General features: G+C 39.5%; 25 protein-coding genes. All 25 read left to right on the forward strand.

Annotation, left to right across the window (positions count from 1 at the left end; translation table 11 throughout):
- Positions 1–233: 233 nt before the first annotated feature.
- The 25 genes from TEPIRE1_RS03145 to lpdA all read left to right on the forward strand — a co-directional run bounded on the left by TEPIRE1_RS03145 (position 234) and on the right by lpdA (position 24,247).
- Entirely contained in the window at positions 234–830 is a 597-nt protein-coding gene (locus tag TEPIRE1_RS03145) for a recombinase family protein (protein ID WP_013777732.1), read from the forward strand.
- Positions 831–1,181: 351 nt separating this feature from the next.
- Positions 1,182–1,853: a prepilin peptidase gene (locus TEPIRE1_RS03150; protein ID WP_013777733.1), complete on the forward strand. Its 672-nt coding sequence runs from the start codon at positions 1,182–1,184 to the stop codon at positions 1,851–1,853.
- A gap of 33 nt (positions 1,854–1,886) precedes the next feature.
- Positions 1,887–2,081 (forward strand): Flp family type IVb pilin, encoded by a 195-nt coding sequence (locus tag TEPIRE1_RS03155; protein WP_015294995.1) that lies wholly within the window; start codon positions 1,887–1,889, stop codon positions 2,079–2,081.
- Between the two features lie 80 nt (positions 2,082–2,161).
- Positions 2,162–2,344 carry a Flp family type IVb pilin gene (locus tag TEPIRE1_RS03160; RefSeq protein ID WP_013777735.1) on the forward strand — a complete coding sequence of 61 codons (183 nt, stop codon included), beginning with the start codon at positions 2,162–2,164 and terminating at the stop codon, positions 2,342–2,344.
- A gap of 204 nt (positions 2,345–2,548) precedes the next feature.
- Positions 2,549–3,352: a Flp pilus assembly protein CpaB gene (cpaB, locus tag TEPIRE1_RS03165; protein ID WP_414929843.1), complete on the forward strand. Its 804-nt coding sequence runs from the start codon at positions 2,549–2,551 to the stop codon at positions 3,350–3,352.
- Positions 3,353–3,389: 37 nt separating this feature from the next.
- Positions 3,390–4,571: an AAA family ATPase gene (locus TEPIRE1_RS03170; RefSeq protein ID WP_013777737.1), complete on the forward strand. Its 1,182-nt coding sequence runs from the start codon at positions 3,390–3,392 to the stop codon at positions 4,569–4,571.
- 6 nt (positions 4,572–4,577) lie between these two features.
- A complete protein-coding gene (locus TEPIRE1_RS03175) occupies positions 4,578–5,942 on the forward strand; it encodes a CpaF family protein (RefSeq protein ID WP_013777738.1) in 1,365 nt (454 codons plus the stop codon).
- Complete coding sequence (locus TEPIRE1_RS03180) at positions 5,942–6,877, forward strand: type II secretion system F family protein (RefSeq protein WP_081460102.1); 936 nt, start codon at positions 5,942–5,944, stop codon at positions 6,875–6,877. Before TEPIRE1_RS03175 ends, TEPIRE1_RS03180 begins: the two co-directional genes overlap by 1 nt.
- A 34-nt stretch (positions 6,878–6,911) precedes the next feature.
- Positions 6,912–7,835, forward strand: a complete 924-nt coding sequence (locus TEPIRE1_RS03185) for a type II secretion system F family protein (RefSeq protein ID WP_015294998.1) — start codon at positions 6,912–6,914, stop codon at positions 7,833–7,835.
- Positions 7,835–8,179 carry a DUF192 domain-containing protein gene (locus TEPIRE1_RS03190; protein WP_013777741.1) on the forward strand — a complete coding sequence of 115 codons (345 nt, stop codon included), beginning with the start codon at positions 7,835–7,837 and terminating at the stop codon, positions 8,177–8,179. The genes TEPIRE1_RS03185 and TEPIRE1_RS03190 overlap by 1 nt, the downstream gene beginning before the upstream one ends.
- Positions 8,180–8,250: 71 nt before the next feature.
- On the forward strand, positions 8,251–8,793 hold the full coding sequence (locus TEPIRE1_RS03195) for a TadE/TadG family type IV pilus assembly protein (protein ID WP_013777742.1): 543 nt from the start codon (positions 8,251–8,253) through the stop codon (positions 8,791–8,793).
- 25 nt (positions 8,794–8,818) lie between these two features.
- Positions 8,819–9,370, forward strand: a complete 552-nt coding sequence (locus TEPIRE1_RS03200; RefSeq protein WP_231848316.1) for a TadE/TadG family type IV pilus assembly protein — start codon at positions 8,819–8,821, stop codon at positions 9,368–9,370.
- Between the two features lie 25 nt (positions 9,371–9,395).
- A complete protein-coding gene (locus tag TEPIRE1_RS03205; RefSeq protein ID WP_013777744.1) occupies positions 9,396–9,953 on the forward strand; it encodes a TadE/TadG family type IV pilus assembly protein in 558 nt (185 codons plus the stop codon).
- Positions 9,954–10,002: 49 nt separating this feature from the next.
- A complete protein-coding gene (locus TEPIRE1_RS03210) occupies positions 10,003–12,780 on the forward strand; it encodes a Spy0128 family protein (protein WP_013777745.1) in 2,778 nt (925 codons plus the stop codon).
- Between the two features lie 89 nt (positions 12,781–12,869).
- Positions 12,870–14,408, forward strand: coding sequence for a coiled-coil domain-containing protein (locus TEPIRE1_RS03215; RefSeq protein ID WP_013777746.1), 1,539 nt, complete (start codon positions 12,870–12,872; stop codon positions 14,406–14,408).
- Between the two features lie 308 nt (positions 14,409–14,716).
- On the forward strand, positions 14,717–15,661 hold the full coding sequence (locus TEPIRE1_RS03220) for a sugar-binding transcriptional regulator (protein WP_013777747.1): 945 nt from the start codon (positions 14,717–14,719) through the stop codon (positions 15,659–15,661).
- Positions 15,662–15,667: 6 nt separating this feature from the next.
- Positions 15,668–16,060 carry a transcriptional regulator GutM gene (locus tag TEPIRE1_RS03225; protein WP_013777748.1) on the forward strand — a complete coding sequence of 131 codons (393 nt, stop codon included), beginning with the start codon at positions 15,668–15,670 and terminating at the stop codon, positions 16,058–16,060.
- 52 nt (positions 16,061–16,112) lie between these two features.
- Positions 16,113–16,640: a PTS glucitol/sorbitol transporter subunit IIC gene (gene srlA / locus TEPIRE1_RS03230; RefSeq protein ID WP_013777749.1), complete on the forward strand. Its 528-nt coding sequence runs from the start codon at positions 16,113–16,115 to the stop codon at positions 16,638–16,640.
- A gap of 16 nt (positions 16,641–16,656) precedes the next feature.
- Positions 16,657–17,652: a PTS glucitol/sorbitol transporter subunit IIB gene (gene srlE / locus TEPIRE1_RS03235; protein WP_013777750.1), complete on the forward strand. Its 996-nt coding sequence runs from the start codon at positions 16,657–16,659 to the stop codon at positions 17,650–17,652.
- 78 nt (positions 17,653–17,730) lie between these two features.
- Entirely contained in the window at positions 17,731–18,096 is a 366-nt protein-coding gene (locus TEPIRE1_RS03240; RefSeq protein WP_013777751.1) for a PTS glucitol/sorbitol transporter subunit IIA, read from the forward strand.
- 42 nt (positions 18,097–18,138) lie between these two features.
- The gene (locus TEPIRE1_RS03245) at positions 18,139–19,428 is read left to right on the forward strand and encodes an NAD(P)H-dependent oxidoreductase (protein WP_013777752.1); all 1,290 of its coding nucleotides are present in this window, start codon (positions 18,139–18,141) and stop codon (positions 19,426–19,428) included.
- 117 nt (positions 19,429–19,545) lie between these two features.
- Positions 19,546–20,505: a thiamine pyrophosphate-dependent dehydrogenase E1 component subunit alpha gene (locus TEPIRE1_RS03250; protein WP_013777753.1), complete on the forward strand. Its 960-nt coding sequence runs from the start codon at positions 19,546–19,548 to the stop codon at positions 20,503–20,505.
- Between the two features lie 36 nt (positions 20,506–20,541).
- Entirely contained in the window at positions 20,542–21,519 is a 978-nt protein-coding gene (locus tag TEPIRE1_RS03255; RefSeq protein ID WP_013777754.1) for an alpha-ketoacid dehydrogenase subunit beta, read from the forward strand.
- A gap of 12 nt (positions 21,520–21,531) precedes the next feature.
- On the forward strand, positions 21,532–22,851 hold the full coding sequence (locus tag TEPIRE1_RS03260) for a dihydrolipoamide acetyltransferase family protein (protein ID WP_013777755.1): 1,320 nt from the start codon (positions 21,532–21,534) through the stop codon (positions 22,849–22,851).
- 13 nt (positions 22,852–22,864) lie between these two features.
- Complete coding sequence (gene lpdA, locus TEPIRE1_RS03265; protein ID WP_013777756.1) at positions 22,865–24,247, forward strand: dihydrolipoyl dehydrogenase; 1,383 nt, start codon at positions 22,865–22,867, stop codon at positions 24,245–24,247.
- Positions 24,248–24,418: the final 171 nt, after the last annotated feature.

The raw sequence follows: 24,418 nt of genomic DNA on the forward strand, positions 1-24,418 counted from the left end.
ATTAAAAAAAGGAGGTTTTTGTAATTAAATCACTAATATGTTAAATACTGACAATTAAATATGTCCTATCGAAGGGGAAGTATTTGAAGTGCTAAAAACGGAGCACTTCGCCAGGTTTGCATGAATTCTGCCATATCTTGCAAAGAAATGTTGATGTAGCATTTGAAGGATTAGTTTTATCCATAGTTCAATTAGTATTAGGATAAAAACACATTATACAAGGAGGCTGTTTTATGAAAGCAAGAGTTTACGGCTATATTCGTGTATCCTCAAAAGATCAATGCGAAGATCGCCAGCGGATTGCCTTACAAAACTTCCCGGTTCCATCCAAAAATATTTTTGTTGATAAGCTTAGCGGCAAAGATTTTAATCGTCCCCAATACCGCCGGTTGATGCAGCTTTTGAAACCAGGCGATATGTTGGTAATTCATTCAATAGATCGCTTAGGACGCAACTATGAGGAAATACAAAATCAATGGCGTATTATTACAAAGGAAAAAAAAGCAGACATTGTAGTTTTAGACATGCCTCTATTAAATACGCAGAAGGCAACAAAGGATCTTACAGGCACCTTTATAGCCGATCTGGTGTTGCAAATCCTTTCTTATGTGGCACAAACTGAGCGAGAAAATATTCGAAAACGTCAGGCGGAAGGTATTGCCGCAGCGCGACTGCGTGGGGTGCAGTTTGGCAGACCTCGTAAAGCAATTCCAAAAGAATTTTGGACACTTAAGGAATCTTGGGAAAAGCAAGAAATTGCCTCTAGGGCAGCAGCAAAACAATTAGGCATATCGCAGGATACATTCTTAAGATGGGTCAGAGGAGACTAAAATAAAAAAACAAAAAAAAATTTATCAAAATTTGCAAGAAAAGGTAGACATTTCCGTGCTTACCATAAAATTACATAACCCTTAAATTTTTATATTTTGATAGAAATTTTACATAGTGTCTTTAATATGACTTAAAAACATGTGAATCGCTATTCTCAGGCATTATAATACATTCTCATCTGCATCATTTTATTTTCTATGACTAAAGCATATCACAAGCGCTCGAAAATGTCTACATTATCGGGCACAACACGGTTTAAGTGATTTGAACTGATGGCAGTGCCGATGAGAATGTAATAAGAATGACCGGACTTACCCCGGTCGTTCTTATTTTTAAAAGGGGGTGTTGGAATGAAAAACGTAATTTTTGCCGCTATAGGAGGAATTCTTGGTATAGGAATTGGTTTATTCCTGCCGAAAATTGTTAGTCATATCCTTAGATACAAATGTAATCAGCGAAATATTGAGATGCCTTTGCTCAAACTATCGCAGCAAACTAAGCTTATACTTTTCATTTTGCATGCTGCACTATATGCAGCGGCGTTTTGGTTGATGCCGGTTACAAGTGCTGTATTGACTTGTGTCTTTATCACTGTGGCAATTGTAAGCGCAATAATTGACTATCATATTCATATAATTGCAAATGAAATTGTCCTATTTCTACTTATGACAGGTATTGTCTACAGATTTATTGACGGCGGCATCACCTCTCTTATTGGCGCTTTATGGGCATTTCTAATCACAATTGGAATTTTTGGCGGTGCTGCAGTCTTTACTTATTGGCGGAAAGGCACTATAGGCATTGGGGCAGGAGATTTGAAGCTGGTGATGGCAATCGCCGTTACTGTCGGATATCCTGGAGTCTTTTATTTCTTAGCCGGCATTGCAGCGGCTATTATACTCTATTGCTTTGTCGGGCTTAAATTTCGGATGTTGACATGGAACAGCAGCTTTCCTATGTGTGCACATATTATGATTGGATTTCTCACAGGCCTCTTTTACCCTTACATAACGTCATTTTAGCCTCTATTTATAGGATAAGGTAGGTGTATGTATATGATGTGCATAAAAAAGCCTTTCTCTTGTATTTCAAAAGAATGTGGACAAGCCGCTACCGAGTATGCGCTGATTATTGCTGTAGTTGTAATTATGGCTATCGGTGCGGTGGCAGGAACGAGCGGTGCAATCAGCACTGAGGTATATTGTAAGATTTTGGATGCAGTCAATGGCGTTGTAGCTCAGCTTCCTTAATCATTCTTTGCTTTGGGGTGCCCAATCAAATGCCATGTAAAAATTTTTTCTACATATTTTATAAAAAAGGCGGTGATAGTATGCGCAATTTTCTAAATTGGTTTACTTCGGAAGAAAGTGGACAAGGCATGGTAGAATATGGTCTTATTATTGCCTTGGTTGCTGTGATTTTGATTGTTGCTCTGCAGGGCATGACTGATGGTCTAGAGAGCATTTTTGGAGAAGTCACAGATGCTCTAGAAGAATCTGCAGGAACTCCTTAATAGTTTGCAGCCGTAAGTTTATACCTGAAAAAATTGGCATTTGATTGTTACCTATAAATATCAAAGCGGGCATTATTGCACCGTCCGCAATGTCCGCTTTGATTTATTCCTAACTGTGATTATTTTAGAAAATTCAGCCTTTGGGCTTTGCAAAAAAATTATGTATCTATTCATATTAAATGACTATATAAATATATGCCAGAGGTGAACATATTGTCGCTTAAAAAAATCCGTCTTATCGCTCTAATAGCGGCGCTCGTAACATGTATAAGTTTATATTTGATTGTTTCAAATTTGCAAAAGGGCGGGAGTATTGCCCTAAATTCAAAAACAATTACTGTTGTTACTGCTACGCAGAATATTGCGCCATATACAAAGATTACGGCGGAGATGGTGTCGGCACAGAATATTACTGCAAGTGATGGAATTCAAAATTATTTTACTCAAATAGGCGATGTAGTAGGAAAAATTTGCAAATCAGATATTTATGCAGGAGAAGTAATCACGTCCAATCGTATTGCCGGAGAAAAGGACATTTCTTTGGGACTTGCAACTCAGCTTGAAAACGGTATGCGCGCTGTAACTATTGCGGTAGATGTCGAGCAAGGGGTTGCCGCAACAATAAAAGCGGGAAATTATGTAGATGTCATTTATGTCAATAAAGTTGATGGAGGAAGCGGTGACACTACGGCATCTTCGTATCTTAATTCTGCTGCGGGTGCCAAAAACCCTGTGAACTCTCAGACACTTTATCATAATTATGGACAGTATTTTGCGGTTACGGCTTTGCAAAATGTTAAGGTAGTTGCTTTGGATAATGTTTTTTATAAAGATGATACCAAGACAAGTTATCAAAGCGTGACTTTAGGAGTTACTCCTGAACAAGCAGCTCAACTTGCTCTTATGTGCGATGGAGAGGGGACAATACGATTGTCGCTGAGACCGCAAGAAGACAAGACTATGATTTCAGAACCAAGAGGTGAAGTCTTCGAAAATACGATCAAATAAAATAAGCAAGTAAAATAAGCAAGGGAGGGGACTCGAGATGAAAGTAAAGGTTTTGCTTCTTGGGAGTGAAAGCGAATGCCAGCGCTTAAGAATATATCTTAGGGATGATGAAATTTCCGTTGTAGGAATTGTATCAGACGAAAACAGGGTTCTTGAAGAAATAAGTAAAACAGCAGCTGATCTAATTTTGGTAACAAATACATCTCCTATGTCTCTTCGTGCTTGTCAGCAAATTTATCTGCTGCGTCCCCGTTCTGTCCCTGTTGTACTTACACAAGAAAATGATTTAGACGCTTTACAAAAAATCATTGAAACAGGTGTTCATTATATTCTTCCGGCGCAAATGGAGCCGGCTGCATTGATTAGCGAGCTAAAAGGGATTTTTACCAATGAGGTGAACAGAATTTTATCTCTTGAAAACAGTTCTGCGTCTCCAAGTAAATCCAAGGTTGTTTTAGTATTTGGAACTAAGGGTGGTATAGGGAAATCAACAGTTGCCGTCAATCTAGCGGTAAAACTTGCACAACGACAAAATAGAGTTGTAATTTTGGACTACAGCTTCCAATTTGGATGTGTAGGAACTATGCTAGGGCTTTCCAATCGTAGTACCATTTCAGAGCTAGTTCAGGAGCAAGTAAGTCCCAATGCGGATTTAACTCGCCAATTTCTAGCTCTGCACAGTTCAGGGGTCAGTGCATTATTGGCTCCAAATAGTCCTGAGGACGGGGCAGCAATCACTGCCAGGCAAGCGGAACAAATTATATCAGTACTTAGGGTTTATTACGATTATATTATTATTGATTCTGCTCCTGTGTTAAATGACATTACAACAGTATGTTTGGATTGTGCTTCCGTAATTGTTTTTATAACAAAATGCGATATCGCCTCTCTTAGAAATGCAAAAAAGGGTCTGGCAATTGTGGAAGCCCTTGCTGATTCTGAAAAAATTAAACTGGTTGTTTGCGATGATTTGAACGGACAAATTAGAGAAAGTGATATTGCAAGAGTGCTGTCAAGGCCTATTTGGCAGGTAATACCGCATGATTATAGGGCTGCAACAGAAGCGGTTAATCTTGGGAAGCCTGTCGTAGAAAGCTATCCCATGAGCAAATTAAGTAAGGGTCTCGAGCAACTTGCATTGAAAATTGATGGTGGTAACCTTATGGATTTAAAAGGGGCAAAAAAGAACTCTTTGATATATAAGTATAAACGGCGGTGATTTTAGATGAGCGGTAGTTGGTTGGAAAGATTAGAAAAGATAAAGACCGGTGACTCAGCTCTATCATCACCGGTTTCGTCTGAACCATTAAAAGAACCAGCAGCAAAAATAGATAAATTTGCGTCACTTCGTGAAGTAGTTCACAGGGAAGTAATCGATGAGTATAATCGGCAGTTTGCAGACGGCATAGAACATACTTCAGATTCAGCGGACATAATGGATATTATTCATCGCTCTATTAGCCGACAGGGGCAATCGCTAACACGGGCAGAAGAGGCAAAGGTAGCACAGGAAGTTTTTGATGAAGTTATGGGTCTTGGGCCATTAGAACCCTTACTGCGAGATGAAACCATATCGGAAATTATGGTTAACGGTGCCAATCAAATTTATATTGAACGCGCAGGCAGACTGCAATTAACAGGGACACGTTTCCGGGATGATAGTCATGTACTTAAAGTAATTAACCGTATTGTATCTCCTTTGGGAAGACGTTGTGATGAGTCTAATCCTATGGTAGATGCTAGGTTATCGGATGGTTCGCGTATTAACGCAGTGATACCGCCGATTGCTATTCACGGTCCGTCTATAACTATACGAAAATTTTCGTCCACACCTCTTAAAATTGGTGATTTGATTGGATTTAACTCGTTATCACAAGCTATGGCTCACTTTTTAGAGGCAAGTGTTAAAGGTCGGTGCAATGTCGTAGTTTCCGGCGGCACCGGCTCAGGTAAAACAACGCTTTTGAATGTGCTGTCTGGATATATTCTGGATGAAGAACGAATAGTTACCATTGAGGATGTGGCAGAACTCCAATTAGCACAAAATCATGTAGTATCCTTAGAAGCCAGGCCGAGTAATATAGAAGGAAAGGGTGCAGTGACTATTCGTGATCTGGTTCGTAATGCACTGCGTATGCGGCCTGATCGAATTATTGTCGGAGAGGTACGCTCTGCAGAAGCCTTGGACATGCTGCAGGCCATGAACACTGGTCATGAAGGTTCATTAACAACAGTGCATGCCAACTCTCCCAGGGATGTGATATCCAGACTGGAGACAATGGTTATGATGTCGGGGATGGAACTTCCGGCAAAGGCTATTCGAGAGCAGATTGCATCTGCGGTGGATTTGATTGTGCATCAGGCCCGTTTTAGAGACGGGAGTAGAAAAATAATCAATATTTCAGAAGTTATTGGTATGGAGGGTGACATGATCACGATGCAGGATGTTTTTGTATATCATCCTCAGGGCTATGATGATTCTGGCAGAATCAGCGGAAAATTTGTAGCAACAGGGATTGTTCCGAGAGTAGTGGAAAAGATACGCAATAACGGGACTATGTGTAAAGAGGACTGGTTTAGGAAGGAGTGATGGCTGTGAGCTGGCTACTGGTGATTCCCGCTTCGGTCTTTATGTATTGTGTTGTGAGGTCGGTATTGGTTTTGTTCAATCAAAAAACGTTGGTTGTTCAAAAACGGCTGACTGAGATTGGAGCCAATATGGCCAAGGATCGGCAAAACAGGCAATGGGTAAAGAAGAAGCCAAAACTTTTTAATATATATATATCCCAGAGCTTGCAAAATGATATGAGCTTATCTGGGATTAAAATGCGGCCAGAAGAATTTGTTCTCACTTGGATATTTTTGGCAGTTGTTCCGGCTGTCCTGCTTTACACCATTACTGAGAGCGTAATTAGAAGTATGGCTTTGGTTCTAATTGGCGCTATTATACCGCCGCTTTATCTGAAAATGTCTATAAATAAAAAGCAAATACAGTTTGAAAAACAACTTGGTGATGCATTGCAAATACTTGCCAACGGATTGCGGGCGGGGTTTTCTCTGACGCAGGCAATAGAAAGTTTGGCTAAAGATATGCCGGATCCTCTTGGTTCTGAATTTCGTACAGCAAGTCGTGAACTGCTGCTAGGAATGGATATTGAAACGGTACTGTCAAAAATTGCAGATCGAATGAAGAGTGAAGATATGCGTCTACTCACTGCCGCAGTTGTGATTCAACTTCAGGTTGGCGGTAATTTGGCAGAGATTTTGGACAATATTTCACAGACAATACGCGACCGTTTGGCAATCAAAAGGTCTGTGCGTACGCTGACCGCTCAAGGACGAATTTCCGGCCAAATTGTAGGCATTATACCAATTGCATTGCTTCTTATTATTTCGATTATTAGCCCTGACTATACCAGTATATTTTTTACTACTACATACGGGCACATCATGATATTTATATCAGTGATAATGGAGTGCCTGGGATTTCTGGCCATTTATAAAATTGTAGACATTAAGTACTGATGCATAAAACCCTAGATTTGGTGGTGAAATACAAATGAATACACTTTTTGCTTGGAGTGGGGCGCTATTAGTATATTGCTTGATTTATATGACATTTACAACCATATTTAGTAAAAAAATTACAATGCAGCAGCGTTTAGATGAAAAGTCTAAGGCTGGAAATAGACAGGTTGAAAATGATGAATTAAACAAACCATTTGAAGAAAGGTTTGTGAAACCGACTTTAGGACGAATTATCAGTTTTTTTGCGGTTTTGATTCCAGTAAATGCTGCTTCTGAGGAGCGCTTAAACCAGCAACTCAAACAGGCTGAAATCCGAATGGGCGCCAGGGAATACCAGGCTGCAGTTTTGCTGTTTACCTTTGTCTGTGTAGTGGGCATGGTACTATACAGCACCATGCTCGGGTTATCTGTAAGTTTGCGCATTTTATTTGGTATGCTGGGAATTTATGCCGGTTTGGTTTTAAGCAGGTTCGATTTAAAGCGAAACATTATTAAACGGAAAACAGCTATCTATCATCAGCTTCCTGATACTTTGGACCTGCTAAGTGTCAGTGTTTCGGCCGGGCTCGGTTTTGATCAGGCATTGTCTTATGTTGTCGAGCACATGGAAGGTCCTTTGATTCAAGAATTAGATACAACTCAAAGGGAAATATCCATGGGAATACCACGTAAAGAAGCTTTGGAACGGCTGGCAGCGCGCTGCGAGTGTGATGAAATTTATATTTTTGTGGGGGCAATTAACCAAGCGGATGAATTGGGGGCATCTATAAAGAATGTAATGGAAACTCAGGCTGCTGCAATCAGACTTACACACAAACAAAATGTGGAGGAGCAGGCACAAAAGCTTTCGGTAAAGATGATGGTGCCTATGGTGCTTTTTATTTTGCCGGTGACTTTCATAATAATATTAGGTCCTGCTATTCCTTCGGTAATTTCTGCGCTTAAGGGAGTTTAATGAAAAAGCAAATAATCGTAGGGTCAAATGTGATGGACATTGAGATTGCAGATAGCTTTTTAAGGAGATTTATAGGGTTAATGCTGAGAGCCGAACTACCATCGAATCAAGGCCTATTGCTTTCACCATGTTCAAGCATACATACATGTTTTATGAGATTTCCTATTGATGTGGTTTATTTAGATGAGAAAAACATTGTATTAGCAAAAGAAACCATGAATCCATGGAAATTTGGGCGACGAATCAAAGGTACAAAAAAAGTTCTTGAGGGGCCGATAGGATTTGCTGAAAATATAAAGATCGGAGACGCATTGCTGTCTTTAAATGAACATGGACAGATGTAAGATAGGCTTGGTTTCGAGGCGATAACAGTATAGCTTATATATCCGCAGGCAAGCAGGGTAAAGGAGGTGAAATGGCGTTGGCAGAGAAAAAGCAAACAAGCATTGCAAAGGAGAACGGACAGTCGATAGTGGAGTTTGCATTGCTGCTACCTATTTTAATGCTTTTGCTGCTCATACCTGTGGATCTTTATCGCTATGCAAATGCCAAAATGATTCTCAAGAGTGCTGCAAGCGAAAGCATCAGCCAGCTGACATATGCCGATGTCAGCACCGGAGATACTGCAAACGCACTTAGGCAGACGGTTGAAGATTATTATGGAGATAAGCTTGACACGGGCAGAGTAACAATAGCGCTTTTAAATGAAAGCCCTCCTTTTGCGGAAAATTATACCTACTATGTCTATTCAAGCGAAAAGGCTATTGAAAATCCAACTAATTTCTGGAATCAATTTGAAAGCCGAAATTCTAGCTATAAATGCATGGAGGTGCAGGTGCAGATGACTTATACCCTAAGACCAGTTACTTTTTGGGGCAGCTTATTGTTAGGCAATTCTTTTGATGTCGTTACGCCGGTATATTCAAGAGATGTATATGTAACCGGTTATATGCCGTAAACCAGGCAGGATTGGGGTGATTGCGGTGTTTTATACCCAAAAAAGGATAAGTTCAACTGAATCAGGACAATCGATTGTAGAGTTTGGGCTGGTCTTACCTCTCTTTTTGTTGATTTTATTCTTTATTATTGATTTCGGTTGGTTAGCGTATCAGCGAGCCTCTTTTGAATATGGCTACATACAGGCAAGTTGGTCTATTTCGGCGGCGGATTTGGGTGATACTGATTCCTTAGAAGATGTTCCTTCGGAAGCCACTTATACCGGTGCTATTGTAGCGGATACGCTGCGTAATGATTTAAAAAATAGCTGCTGGGGTATTTCTTCAGATAATCTCAGTGTAGCGAATGCTCAGGCAGTGCTTTACAATATTGAGGAAAGTTTTGCTGTACCGGGACGAAAACCTAATGAGCCGGTGATGGCTGTGAGCAGAACACGCTATATGAATCTCAGTGCTGTACTTCGATATGATGTGCAGCCGATTACATATGTAGGGAAACTTTTTTTCGGCAATACGGTTTCATTTGAAAAAGATTTGAACAGAACCAGAGTTGTGAGGACACAAAGCCGAACAGAATGAGGCAGAACAAGAATAGGTGGTGGATATGGGAAAAATGGCAAAAAAGTTCTTACAAAAAGAGGATGGGAATATACTGCTCATTTTTGCCGGATCAATGGTTTTAATTGCATTTTTCATTGGTATATGCCTAGATGTCAGCATGATTTACGTTAAGCGCAACTCCATGCAGAATATATTGCAAATTATTCGTGAAGAACGATTTACTTACCAGGATACTATTCGCTATTCGGATAATCCGGCACTGACCACATATCATATTGCGTATAGTGCGGCAGCGGAAAATGGATTTGACGGAATAGTAACAGTTTATTTTCATGAAGAAGACCCAGAACCGAACTATCGTAGTTATCAAGTTAGAATTTTACTAACAGATGAGTGTCCTTTCTACTTTGGAAGGATATTTGGTCTTGATACAGTGCCGCTCAACGTAAGTTTAGACGGCGGTGAATCCTATGGCGAGGGTTCTGCTGATGTAATCTGGCATTCCCCACTTCCTGTTTCAAACTATAATGGTGCCTATACCGGTATTATAGGCGATATGCAAGTAGTATATGACGGCACAGACCTGCCTTCGGATTGGTAGAGAAATGCATAATAGAAAATGACAGGTTAAAAAAGGAGATGAAAAGCTAATGGGCAAGATTATAAAAAAAGCAGTTTTAGTATTTGTGCTATTGACAGCTTGCTTAACCATACTAGGTTCAGCAGCTTTTGCAGCTGCCCCGGCATTGAATTTGCAGGTAACAACTGTAATTGATAACATTGATGAATATCCTGGGCTCAAAAATGCATCGTTTTATTATGATGCAAAAAGAATTATTGAGATGACCAGCAATAATACGTATCCTGCATTATATCCGTCAAATAGCACAATAAAAACATTTTCATGGAAACATGGGCAGACCGCAAAGGTTTCATGGAATAAATCAAACGGCTCATCAAACTGTGACTTACTTTGGTTTGGAGCCAATTCAAAAACAGACTCGCATATAAGCTTAGCGTCTGTTGAATATAACGCTAATGGAAATCTCAAACAATATACTTATGATGATAACGGAAGGGCGAAGGCTATTACTTCGTATAACTGGCTTCAAGTAATTAACAGCTCTAAAGGTGAAGCAAAGGTTACACTGCATTTTCGATATAATCCGGACATTGATGAGGTTGAGCCGGATCCAGATCCCGAACCGGAGTATGCGAAGACTATTGATTATCTCGGAGACGGTATTCCTAATCCAGATACATCAGCAAATGGTTTAAATGATTACCGCATTTATTTGGATGTAACCACTGAGGCATCTGAAACAGAAACCGATAGAGATATAATCTTTGTCTTGGATGTCAGCAATTCCATGGACACGGCTCTCGGTAATACGACAAGATTTAATGTGTTGAAAAACACTGTGAAAAGTGCGGTCAATTCTTTAGTACAGAATCCAAGCAACCGTATTTCAATCATTACATTCGGTACCAGGGCGCAAATAGTTACTACAAGGGAGACTGATCGAACCAAATTAATCAATTGTGTAAATTCTTTATCTTTGCCTGGCGGAACTGCCGGCGGAACAAATTACTATGAATCTATGCTGCATGCTGCACAAATTGTCAATGGGAGTATTAACGGCAGTCATGAAAAAGTTATTTTCTTCGTGTCCGACGGTGAGCCGACAGCGTCACTCCCTGCGGCCAATGCAATGGGATATGCTGCTTATGCTGAAGTTGCCACGATTTACGCTTACCATGCCGCACAAGAGTTTCAAAATGTTGATAGATTTTACTCGGTTTTTATCGGAGATGATTCTGGCAGTGCCTCGACTCTCCAAACTATTACGCAAATGGTAGAAGTGAACAATGAGAAGTATATGGTACAGGCTTCTAGTGCAGAACAACTTACAAGCGCTTTTAATCGTTTTGTATCCAAGGTCGGCAATTCTCTCTATGATGTTACCATCACTGATGAATTATCCTCCTATGTTTCTTACGCAGGAGATTTAAAGGTATCAAGGAAGACCGGAGATGCTGAAGCCGTAACCTTAACAGCAGGAGTTGATTACTCCGTAACATCGGTTTCCGATAAACTGTCTATTCAACTTTTAAAAAGCACAATACCTGACAGCCGATATACCCTTTCGTTCAATGTACGAGCCAGTGATGAAGCCTTAGACTATTATGGGCAGTATGAGAGCTATCCGAATATCGGCGACCCAAATACGGACTATGAAGGCAACAATACCAGTTCAGACAAACCCGGATTTTACTCCAACACCCTTGCTGAATTAAGTTATTCCTTCGGAGGAAATGGTAGTGCAGTCAAGCACTATAATAAACCTGTTATTCAAGTAGTAGAGGCGAATGCTGTTCCGGCAGAAATTCAGCTTCGCAAGGTTTTGCAAGGAAAAGACCTTGTAGAGGGCATGTTTGAATTTGAAATTAGGCAAGTGATCCAAGGTGAAAATCAAGAAGAAACCAAAACTGTTCCGATTGCTACGGTAAAAAATGACAAAGACGGGTTTATTACATTTAATTCCATCAGTTTTACCAAACCTGGTAAATATTTGTATGAGGTAAAGGAAATAATTCCAGATGTGCCTGAACAAGGAATGACCTATGATACAAAAACTCTTACTGTTGTTGCAAATGTTGTGAGAAATAGCGGTGATTTAGATGTAAAGATTACCTATCCAAATGGGACGGCCTTTACTAATGTTTATAATCCGAAACCTGTTTCTGTAAACTTTGAAGTCAAAAAGAAATTGACAGGTCGCACCCTTTCGGCAAATGCTTTCCAATTCAGATTACTTAACGGCAATGAAGATTCGATTGAGGTGGTATCAAATACAAGTGATGGCAGGGTAGTTTTTTCACCGATTGAATTTACGAAAGTAGGAACATATAATTTTATGGTGCGAGAAATTGTACCAATGCCGGCAAATTCCAATATTATTTACGATACAAAAACCGTTCCTATTGTTGTAAACGTTGCCGATGCCGGTGGTTATTTGACGGCAGATGTAAAGTATTCCAACGATACGACCTTTACGAATCAGTTTGCTTACAGCCCAATAAAAGCAAATATTGAATTAAAAGTAGTCTTATCCGGAATGCAGCTGTCAACAGGAATGTTTAAATTTGAGTTAACTGACAGTAATGGCAAAACCTATTCAGCAATCAATCAATCAGATGGGAAAATACGGTTCCCAATTGATTTTACAAATGTTGGAACATATACCTTTGTGGCACGGCAAATAATACCATCAGAACCGATGCGCTATATGACCTATGATAAACAAAATATCCGCATTACCGTGAATGTGACCGATAACGGCAGCGGAAAGCTTGTTGCCAATATACAATCTTCTTCGGATATGACTTTCTATAACAGCTATAAAGTTCGAGGAGGAATATGGTGAAGTGCCGTGAAGTGATATATGGATTGTCCTGAGAGCTATTATTTCACGGTAGTTCCGGAAATCCAAATTATTATTAATGGAGGTGCAAAATGAATACCATATTTCCCACTGAAGATGAAGGATTGTACTTCAATAAAAACTTGAAAGATTTGCTAAACGAGCGTTTAAAGCCTTCTTTAGTCAGCGGTTATTCTAAAAGCAGCGTTCAACAGTTTGTGGAAGAATTATATAAATCTTCGGAACAAATGAAGGTTAGCTTGGAAAAGCAAATTCAGGATTTGCTGGGTGAGAAAGCTGCACTTTCTCAAGAATGCAATATACTCAGGCAACAGCTTTCGGAGGCAGAGAAAAAGTCTATACAGCAAAAACATGAATTGGATGCCTATTTAGAGTCTCGTAATGAAGATACAGGAAAAATTGAAAATCAATTATCACAACTCAAATCAGAGAACTATAACTTGAGCCTTCAATTATCTCAAGCGCAAGAAGCTCAGAAGCTTTATCATTCATTAGAGGCAAAATTAGCTGATAAAGAGAAAGAACTTGCTGAAAAGGAATCTCAGTTATCCGAGTTGTCTCAACAATTATCTGCTAGCATGCAGCGGATTAAAATGTTGGAAGAACAGGTTAATGTATTGAATCAGCAAAAAGATGCAAATTCAAAAGCAATTGAAAGAACAGAAGAAATAGAACAAATGTCTGCCGAAATCAAAGCACTTAAAAAACAAGAGTCTGAATTAAATAACAGGATAGCTTTAGAGCAGGAAAAAGCCTTTGCTGCTGAAAAAACAGCAAAGGAAGCGACGATGAAGCTTGAGTCAATGATGTCGCGGTTATCAACTCTTGAAAAGCAGGAGACAGAATTTAACGAAAGGATTGCGGCAGAGCAACAAAGGGCTGCCGTTGCCGAAGAAGCAGCAAAAGAAGCAACAAAAAAACTCGAATTTCTACAATCACAGCTAGAACAGAAACAAACACAAATTCATGATTTGGAAGAAAAATATCGTGAACTTCAAAAAGCACAAGAAGCATTAGAACAAAAATATGATACATTACACCGCAATTACACATCTACTGTTCAAAAAAATGATACACTTTCCGCTGAAAAGGAAGCTCTTTCTGACTTGCTCCAAAAGTATCAAAGGAAGGAGCAGAAATATGCGCTATTGCAGAAACAAAATGAGGAGTATCGCAAATCTATCTTTGCATTTGACGCGGCAATAAAGCTGCTTTTACAGGAAATGGAAAATCAGATGCAACTTTTTCAAAATACTGTTGATCAATATCATGAAGGTGAAGCTCAAATTCATGATTTAGTACAAGAGAAAACACAGCTTCAAATAAAGAATGTTGATCTACTGGATCAGATTAGCGTTCTTACGGCAAATTTATCAAAAGCAGAACAAGAATGTAAACGTCTTACTAGAATGATTCGTTTTTCAAAAAATGATGCTGACATCACGCAGGAAGACTTAGACGATGACTTTGAAGAGGCTCAAGTTTTTGACTTGAAAACTACTGCAGACGGCACAGATGAATTTGTAGCTAATGCCGTTAAAAAAGCAAAGGAAATAAGCAAGATTTACACTTTGGACAAACAGGCTGAAGTACATTCTTCAGCAAAGTGATATTAAAGCAAGACAAATGAAATGTTATAATCGGCAGTAAAATACCTCACAGGATTTCCCTGTGAGGTATTTTTTGTCAATAAACAAGCAAAGGAGCGTAATTATACTTTTTTTAAATAGTTTCATGACACTCTTTTTATATGTTTCACAGCAGAAAGGAAAATTATGTGCAGATAATTTCATATTACAAAATCAATTCAAATTACAGAATAATTAATATCCAACTCTTGACAAACAATAAGATCTATGCTAATCTAATCTTGAACAGAAGATTACAGCTTGAACAAATGTTCAAGAAGGGGAAGAAAATGATGGCAGATAACGAGAAGAGAATATTAACAAAAATAGCACATATGTATTATGATGAGAATATGACACAGCAAGAGATTGCGAATAAATTTGGGATATCACGGCCGTCAGTTTCGAGATTGCTGCAAAAAGCCAGACAGGAAGGTATAGTGGAAATAAAAATTCACTATGAAGGCAGTTATGCAAAGTTAGAGAATATTTTGGAAAAAAGTTTTGGCTTGCGAGAAGTTATAATTACTCCCACAGAGGAAGGTGATGGGCTAAAACGGTATTTGGCTGAAGCTGCTGCAAGTTATTTAGAAAGGACAATAAAAGAAGGGGATATTGTTGGAATTTCATGGGGAACTACGTTGGTACATATTCCAAGCTATATAAAAACCAAGATTAAGAACGTGACATTTGTTCCGCTGGTTGGCGGAGCAGGACAAACTAAACTTGATATACATGCTAATGCTATTGCCATAAATTTTGCTGAAGCTTTTGGAGGCAGGGGGCGCCTTTTACATGCACCGGTTACTGTTGACAGCATAGCAGTGAAACAGACTCTCATATCTGATAAAAACATAAAACAAATTTTAGAACTGGCTGCTAAGTCAGACATAGCTGTAGTCGGCATTGGCTCTCCTGTGGACCCTGGTTCAACTATTCGGCAAACAGGCTATTATACTGAAACAGAATTAAACAGCCTAAAAGAAGCAAACGCTGTATGTGATATTTCGTGGATTTTTTTAGATGAAGAGGGAAATTTATGTCCAATAGAACTGAATAAGCGAGTAATTGGTATTTCAATGGAAGACTTGAATAAGATCCCGACTGTAGTAGGAGTGGCTGGCGGCCAAGCAAAGCATAAAGCTATTTTAGCAGCTATCAAAGGCCATCATATTGATGTGTTAGTTACAGATGAGAAAACTGCCGAGTTTTTATTAGAAAACATAGGGGGATAAGATGCTATGTGGGCTAAAACTGCACTGCTTATTTTTATTGTATGGGTTATCCAAGGACTTTTGTCTTATTCGCAAATTAAAAACTTTAAACTTAAATTAGCCGAGTTTAAGAATTATCACAGGTTTGGAATAGGACAAGTTAAAGGCCGATTTAGCCGAGGTGTTATTGTGATTCTCGGCGTTGATAGCAATGATATTATTGTCAATGCAGAAATAATGTCGGGTATAACCGTTTTTGCCAGATTTAAACCATTTGATACATTAAAAAATCAGAATATAAATCATATTAACGCAATAACAAAGAGTATGAACAAATGTACAAGAAATGCGGCAATCGAAGCTATAAACTCTCTAAAACACACAAAAATATTGGAGAAGGAGGTTGTAGAATCTGTGTAAATATTTTTTTATAATTGTTTAAAAAATATTTTAAGTAGGAGGGAAATAGTAAATGGATGTGTTAGCAAATTTTGCCCAAGCTTTTATTGGTTTATTTCAAGAAGGCGGCAATCAATTCTTAGGACTTGCCGGAGGAATTTTACCCACTCTTATAACTTTGATGACTGCTGTTAATGCTCTAATCAAATTTGTAGGTCAGGAAAAAATTGACAAAATTGCTCAAACTGCAGGTAAATATACCATTTTGCGCTATACGGTTATGCCTGTTTTGGCGGTCTTTTTCCTGACAAATCCCATGGCTTACACTTTTGGAAGATTTTTGCCCGAAAAGTACAAGCCGGCATTTTATGATGCTGCTGTTTCATTTGTACATCCCATTGTGGGATTGTTTCCCCATGCAAATCCTGCTGAGCTTTTTGTGTATATGGGAATTGCGCAAGGTATTGAACAATTGGGACTACCACTGGGACAGTTGGCAATAAGGTATTTTATAGTCGGCGTTATAGTTATTTTAATAAGGGGAATTGTCACTGAGAGGTTAACGTTAAGAATGATGAGACAGAGAGATCTGGCGATTTAATAAGGAGGGCTGAGAAATGAGATATAAGGCAGTTAAAGTGGAAAAAGGTCCGGGAGGATGGGGAGGGCCTTTAGTAATAAGGCCCGTTGAAGGTAAAGATAAGATAGTATCAATTACCGGAGGCGGCATAGATTCTGTGGCACGCAGGATTGCTGAGATGACCGGTGGTGAGGCTATCGACGGTTTTAAAACATCGGTGCCAGATGAGCAGATATGCTGTGTAGTTATTGATTGTGGCGGAACAGCCAGGTGTGGTGTCTATCCCAAAAAACGCATTCCCACCATTAATTTAACACCGGTGGGGCAGGTAGGACCACTGGCAAAATATATTGAAGAAGACATATATGTTTCAGGTGTTAAACAGGAAAATATATTTTTTGTATCCGAACTGGAGACTGAGAATTATGTTAAAGCGGAAGGAATCCCAGAATTTGGCGAGGCTCAAGAAGCGACAGTATACAAGACAGAATATGCTAAAAAGCCAGGAATCATAGAAAGAATTGGCAGAGGCATGGGCGGAGTAGTTGGGATTTTTTATCAATCAGGTCGTGAAACAATTGACCAAATCATCAAAAATGTGCTTCCATTTATAGCTTTTGTTGCAACGTTAATAGGTATTATTTTAAAATCCGGCGTGGGTGACTGGATAGCAAATACCATTGCACCTTTTGCAGGAAGTTTGCCAGGATTATTGATTATTTCACTTGTTTGTGCGATACCTGTATTATCACCTTTGCTAGGGCCGGGAGCTGTAATTGCACAGGTTGTAGGTGTTTTGGTCGGTGTTGAAATCGGTAAAGGGAACATACCTCCACAGTTTGCTTTGCCGGCACTTTTTGCCATAAATCCCCAGGTTGGATGTGACTTTATTCCCGTAGGCTTAAGCCTTGGAGAAGCAAAGCCTGAAACAGTTGAGATTGGCGTAGGTGCAATACTTATTTCACGGTTGATAACCGGACCGATTGCGGTATTAATTGCCTATGTTTTTAGTATAGGTCTATATACTGGATAAAATAAGAGTTCTGCCGCAATAGCACAATAACGTATTGCGGCAGACATGCTTTTATTATAGCCTGCAAGGGGTGAAGTTATGACAAAATATGAAGTAAAGGTCATCGAAATAGGGGTAATGGTAGATGAGCTATTGCGGCAGGGAATATTAATACTGTTTGACAAAACCGCACCACCAGAACTTCAGGAAATATCTCTAGTCCATACAGGTGGCGATCTTATAGAGGAAATAGAAGCCGGCGATGTAGTGATTCTAGGGAATTTGACATATATGATCACTGCCGTCGGAGAAATTTCAAACAGAAATTTAAGAAATATTGGTCATGCTTGCCTTAAATTCGATGGCAGAAAATTACCGGAATTGCCCGGAGATGTTCATTTATCTGGTTATGAACTACCGTTTTCACTGAAAAAGGGTGACTATATCATAATTAAGAGCAAATAAAAATCTACAATTTTTAAATAAATAATAATAGGAGATGGACATATGCTAAACTTAAACACTAAACTTAAAGAGATTGATGAGCAAGGTAAAAAAATAAATGCCGGTATAGTTGGTGCAGGCCAAATGGGACGTGGTATGGTAAGCCAGATGTTTTGCATGAAAGGCATATTGCCGGCGATAATTTCCGACTTAGATTTAGAAAGGGCAAAAAAGGCTTATCTTCTGGCCGGTGTAAATGCCGCTGACATTATAACTGCAAATAAAACTTCAGAGGCAGATGCCGCTATAAAACAGGGTAAGTATGTTATAACGGAGGACTTTAACGTAATAACTAAGTCCTTGCCGATTGATGTAGTTATAGACCTTACCGGCGTTCCTGATGCAGGAGCCCGTATAGCCTTTGATTCTATTTATAATGGTAAAAATATCGTAATGTTAAATGTGGAAACTGATGTTACCGTAGGACCATTATTAAAAAAGATGGCAGACAGCGCAGGTGTTGTATATACGGTTTCTGCAGGAGATGAGCCGGGGGCTGTAAAAGAGCTGTATGATTTTGCGGATGCAATGGGCTTTAAAATACTAGCAGCAGGCAAAGGTAAAAATAATCCACTGGATACAGGAGCTAATCCTGATACTGTTCGAGAAAAAGCCGAGGTCAGCAATATGAATCCTAAAATGTTAGCTTCATTTGTAGATGGAACCAAAACTATGGTTGAAATGACATGTGTTTCAAATGCTATCGGTTTTTTACCTACAAAAAAGGGTATGATGGGTCCTAAATCTACTGTTAAAGAACTGCCAAAACTTTTCAGCTTAAAAGAGCAGGGAGGCATTCTTGATAGATACCATGTAGTTGAGTTTGTTAACGGCATAGCCCCCGGTGTCTTTGTCATAATAACCACGGATCTTCCGGCGGTAAAGGAAGAAATGGCTTATCTTTCGATGGGTGAAGGGCCTAACTATGTTTTGTATAGGCCATATCACCTTACAAGCATCGAGACTCCTCTGTCTGCAGCGCGGGCGTGCATATATCACGAACCGACAATAGCGCCTAAAGGTGTGCCTATTTCTGAGACTGTTGCAGTGGCAAAGAGAGATTTAAAGGCGGGAGAATACCTTGATGGCATTGGCGGATATACGGTATACGGGTTAATTGATACCTTTGAAAATGCAAGAAAAGATAATGCATTGCCAATAGGTCTAGTTGGCCCTAAGATAAAACTAAAAACCGATGTAAAAAAAGGAGAAACTCTAAAATATGATATGGTAGAATTAGATGAAGACTCATTCATTTTACAGCTTCGCAGGCTGCAAGATAAAATCTTATGAATCACTTGTAATTATGGTTAACATGAAACATTCCATAAATATTGGTGACTAATGCACAATGAAAAATAATAAATCTACCGTAAAATTCTTGAGTTATTACTAAAAGGAGCTGGTTTAATGACCTTATCCAAAGACAAGAAGCTATGGATGTATCGGAAAATGTGCGAAATAAGGAACTTTGAACTAGAGGTGGATAGGCTGTTTAAGGCGAACCTTATATGGGGCACATGCCACCTTTCAGTTGGAGAAGAGGCGTCTGCAGTAGGTGCTGTGGCTGCCTTAGAGAAGGATGATATGATAACAAGCACGCATAGAGGGCACGGCCACTGTATAGCAAAAGGCGGTAAGCTTCCACAAATGTTTGCTGAGCTTTTGGGGAAAGAAACCGGGTACTGTCGCGGCAGAGGCGGTTCGATGCACATAGCCGATCTTGAAATGGGAAACTTAGGTGCAAACGGCATAGTAGGTGGAGGAATACCTATAGCAACAGGTGCTGCGCTGGCGTCGAAATTAAAAAATAATGGAAAAGTGACGTTGTGCTTTTTTGGAGATGGAGCCACAAATCAGGGGGTATTTCATGAAGCCGTAAATTTAGGAGCAGTTAAAAAGCTGCCGATAGTATATTTATGTGAAAATAACCTGTATGGCATGTCGGTGCCTTTTGAAAAAGCTAGTGCTGCAAAGAACGTTGCAGATAGGGCAGCAGCTTATAACATACCCGGTGCTGCAGTGGACGGAAATGATGTAGAGGCAGTATATGAGATTGTAAAAGAAGCCGTAGAAAAAGCAAGAGAAGGCGAAGGCCCCTCCATTATAGAAGCCAAAACCTATCGCTGGCTTGGACATTCAAAAAGCGATCCAAGGGTATATAGGACAAGGGAAGAAGAAGAGGCATGGAAGCAAAAGTGTCCTATAAAAAGATACAGACAGAAACTGATTAGCGAGGGTACAGCTACCGAAGAAGAGCTTGACGAAATTGAAAAATCGGTAGAAAAGATTATACAGGAGGCCCTAGAATATGCTCAAAACAGTCCTGAGCCTAAGGTGGAAGAAATTATGGATGGTGTATATGCATGAAGAAAATGCAGCAAAATGAAATCGGAGGCGAAATAAGTGGCTGAAAAACTTTATATTGAGGCTCTAAGGGAAGGACTACGAGAAGAAATGCTAAGGGACGAAAATGTCTTTATTTTAGGAGAAGATGTTGGACTTTACGGTGGAGCATTTGGAGTCACTAAGGGCCTTTTTGAAGAATTTGGTGAAAACAGAATAATCGACACACCCATATCTGAGGCTGCGATAGCCGGTGCTGCTGTGGGAGGAGCCTTGTGTGGTATGCGGCCGGTAGCAGAAATCATGTTTTTTGACTTTTTTACAATAGCCATGGATCAGTTAGTAAATCAAGGTGCAAAAATAAGATACATGTTTGGCGGAAAGGCTCAGGTTCCGATGGTTATTCGAGGGCCGATGGGCTGTGGCACTGGAGCTGCTGCTCAGCATTCACAGAGTTTTCCGGCGGTATTTGCCCATTTTCCGGGACTTAAAGTAGTTATGCCATCAACAGCTTATGATGTAAAAGGCCTCATAAAAGCTGCCATAAGGGACGATAATCCCGTGGTTTTTGCTGAACACAAGCTGCTTTACTGGACAAAAGGAGAAGTGCCGGAAGAAGACTATATTGTTCCTTTAGGCAAAGCTGATGTAAAAAGAGAGGGTAAAGACATTACCATAATTGCCGGTTCCATAATGGTGCAAAGGTCACTGGAAGCTGCTAAAGAGCTGGAGAAGGAAGGAATAGATGTTGAAGTGGTTGATCCTAGGACATTAAAGCCGTTGGACTTATCCACTATCGTAAATTCAGTCAAAAAAACCGGCAGAGTAGCGATAGTGGAGGATGATCCCATAAGCTATGGCTGGGGAGCTGAAATAGCCGCATTGATTGCCGGCAGTGAAGCCTTTGACTATTTAGATGCTCCGATAAAGCGAGTGGCAGGTCTTGACATACCTATTCCCTACAACCCAATTCTTGAAAAGCATGCAGTTCCCCAAGTTGACGATATCATAGAAGGTGTAAAAGAACTGCTAGGATAAAGGAGGATACCCATGGCTACCATAGTTAAAATGCCCAAACTCGGCACTACCATGGCCGAAGGTGCAATTACAAAATGGTTAAAAAAAGAAGGTGACCCCGTCCGGAGAGGAGAAATATATGCAGAAATTCAAACAGATAAAGTAAATATTGAAGATGAAGCGCCGGCTTCAGGAGTAATTAGAAAAATCCTTGTTGAAGAAGGTGAAACCGTTCCTATTGGACAGCCTATAGCCATAATAGCTGATGAAGATGAAGATATATCCGGGTATTTTTGTGAACAAAAGGCAACATTGCAAAAAGAAGACGACAAAGTCGAACATATGCTTCAGCAGGAAGAATCATTATCGCAAGAAAGCAAGCCAGCAGGTAAAATCAAAGCATCTCCTGCGGCAAAAAGGGCTGCAAGAGAACATAATGTAGATTTATGGGAAGTTGCCCCGACAGGCCCGGACGGTAGGATAGTGGAAAAAGATGTAATATTATATATCCGGGGAAATAAAGTAACGGCTACTCCCGTAGCTAGAAAAATAGCAGAAGAGAAACAGATAGACCTGAAAACTTTAAAGAAAACTGCCGGCAAGCGAATAACAAAGCAAGACCTGTTTGAAACGCAGAAACCAGAAACCGAAGAATTTACTGTAAAATACGCCATTCCCGTTACAGGAATGAGAAAAATAATTGCCGAAAAAATGGCTTACAGCAAAAAGATCGCACCACACATATATCTGTCTTTAGAAGTAGATATGACAAAAGTTATAGAGCTTAGGCAAAAACTTTCGATATTTATTCAGGAAAAGTATAATGTAAAGCTTTCATACAATGATATATTGATAAAAGCTGCAGCAGTTGCTTTAAGGCAAAATCCGATAATAAACTCAAGCTTTTCAGAAGAGGAGATAATCTTAAAAGAGGAGATAAATATTGGTCTTGCCGTAGCCTTGGACGGCGGCCTCATTGTACCTGTAATAAAAAATGCAGATAGAAAAGGTCTTGCAAATATCGCAAGCGAAACTTCAGAACTTATCCAAAAGGCAAAAGATAAAAAACTTATGCCGGATGATTATCATGGAGGAACTTTTACCATATCAAATCTCGGTATGTATGACATAGAAAAATTTAGTGCTATAATTAACCAGCCGGAGACGGCAATACTTGCGGCAGGGAAGATATTGAAAAAACCGGTGGTAGCAGAAGATGATGAAATAGCCATAAGGCCAATGATGAACCTGACTCTATCCTGTGACCATCGAGCAATAGATGGTGCCGCAGGAGCTAAATTCCTGCAGAACATTAAGCAAATTCTTGAAGAACCGATGAATATGCTGCTTTAAAGGAAGTGATGTTATGCATTATGATATAGCTATTATTGGCGGAGGGCCGGGCGGCTATGCGGCAGGCATCTACGCAGGAAAAAGAAAGGCAAAAGTTGCGTTAATAGAGAAATGCGAATTAGGCGGCACATGCCTGAATCGAGGCTGTATACCTACAAAAGCCTTAATTCACAGCGCAAGACTTTTCCAAGATATAAAAAACGCAGGAAAATTTGGTATTGCAGCAGATAATGTGACGATTAATTGGAATGATATGCAGAAAAATACTGTCAGTATTGTAAAAACCCTTACAAAAGGTGTAGAAAATCTCTTAAAATCCAATAGTGTTACGGTCTTTAAAGGCACTGCGAAACTAGCCGATAAAAACACCATATTGATATCGGATAAAACGGAGCAAATGACCATTACCGCTGATAATATAATTATTGCTGCAGGTTCCGTGCCAACAATTTTACCGATTCCGGGACATGATTTTCAAAATGTTATAACAAGCGATGAAGCTCTTTTCTTAGAAGAATTACCCTCGTCCATGCTGATTATCGGGGCAGGAGTGATTGGCACGGAGATCGGATATATATATAATGCCTTAGGTACTGAAGTGACCATAGTAGAAATGCTGCCTGAAATTCTTCCAAAGCTGGATGACGACATATCTCAAGAACTTATTAGACATCTTAAAACACAGGGCATCAAAATATATACTGATGCAAAAGTAAAAGAAATTAAACAAAAAGAAAACACGCTGCAAACATTTTTTGAAACTAAGGAAGGTATAAAATTTATCGATTCAGAGAAAGTCCTTATAGCAGTAGGCAGGACACCAAACACAGCAGCAATTGAAAAATTAAGTTGTAATATAGATAAAAAAGGTATACTTGTAAATGATTATCTTCAAACAAATATAGAAAATATATATGCTGTTGGTGATATCACAGGTAAATCCATGCTGGCACATGTGGCATCGCATCAGGGAATAGTTGCGATAAAAAATATCATGGGCGAGGAACATAAGATGGATTATAAAGCCATACCTTATTGTATCTATACCAACCCCGAAGCGGCATCCGTTGGGATGAGTGAAAAAGAAGCAAAAGCGATTTATAAAGATAATATCAAAGTAGGAAGGTTTCCATACACTGCTAATGGCAAAGCCATGGCCATAGGTGAAAAATCAGGTTTTGTAAAAATTATTGCCGAATCAAGATACAACGAAATTTTAGGAGTTCACATAATAGGACCCTGTGCAACGGAACTCATAGCAGAAGCTGTACTTGCAATAAAGCTTGAGTGTACTGCGGAAGAATTAGCAGATACCATTCATGCCCATCCAACGCTTTCGGAAGCTGTTATGGAAGCGGCATTTGATTTATTGAAAGAACCGATTCATAAGATGTAAGATAAAAAAGGCAGCCGGCCGTCTTTTATGGGGGATTTTTAGCTAAAAGCAGTATTGATTCAAATGTAAGAACCCTCTTTTCCTAAGTTGATGGTCAACATATAGTGTGACTTATATAAACAGGAACAATATGCTAGTATTTAGTCAAAATTTATTTTTTATAGTTGAATC

The organism is Tepidanaerobacter acetatoxydans Re1 (genome assembly GCF_000328765.2).
GTDB classification, from domain to species: domain Bacteria; phylum Bacillota; class Thermosediminibacteria; order Thermosediminibacterales; family Tepidanaerobacteraceae; genus Tepidanaerobacter; species Tepidanaerobacter acetatoxydans.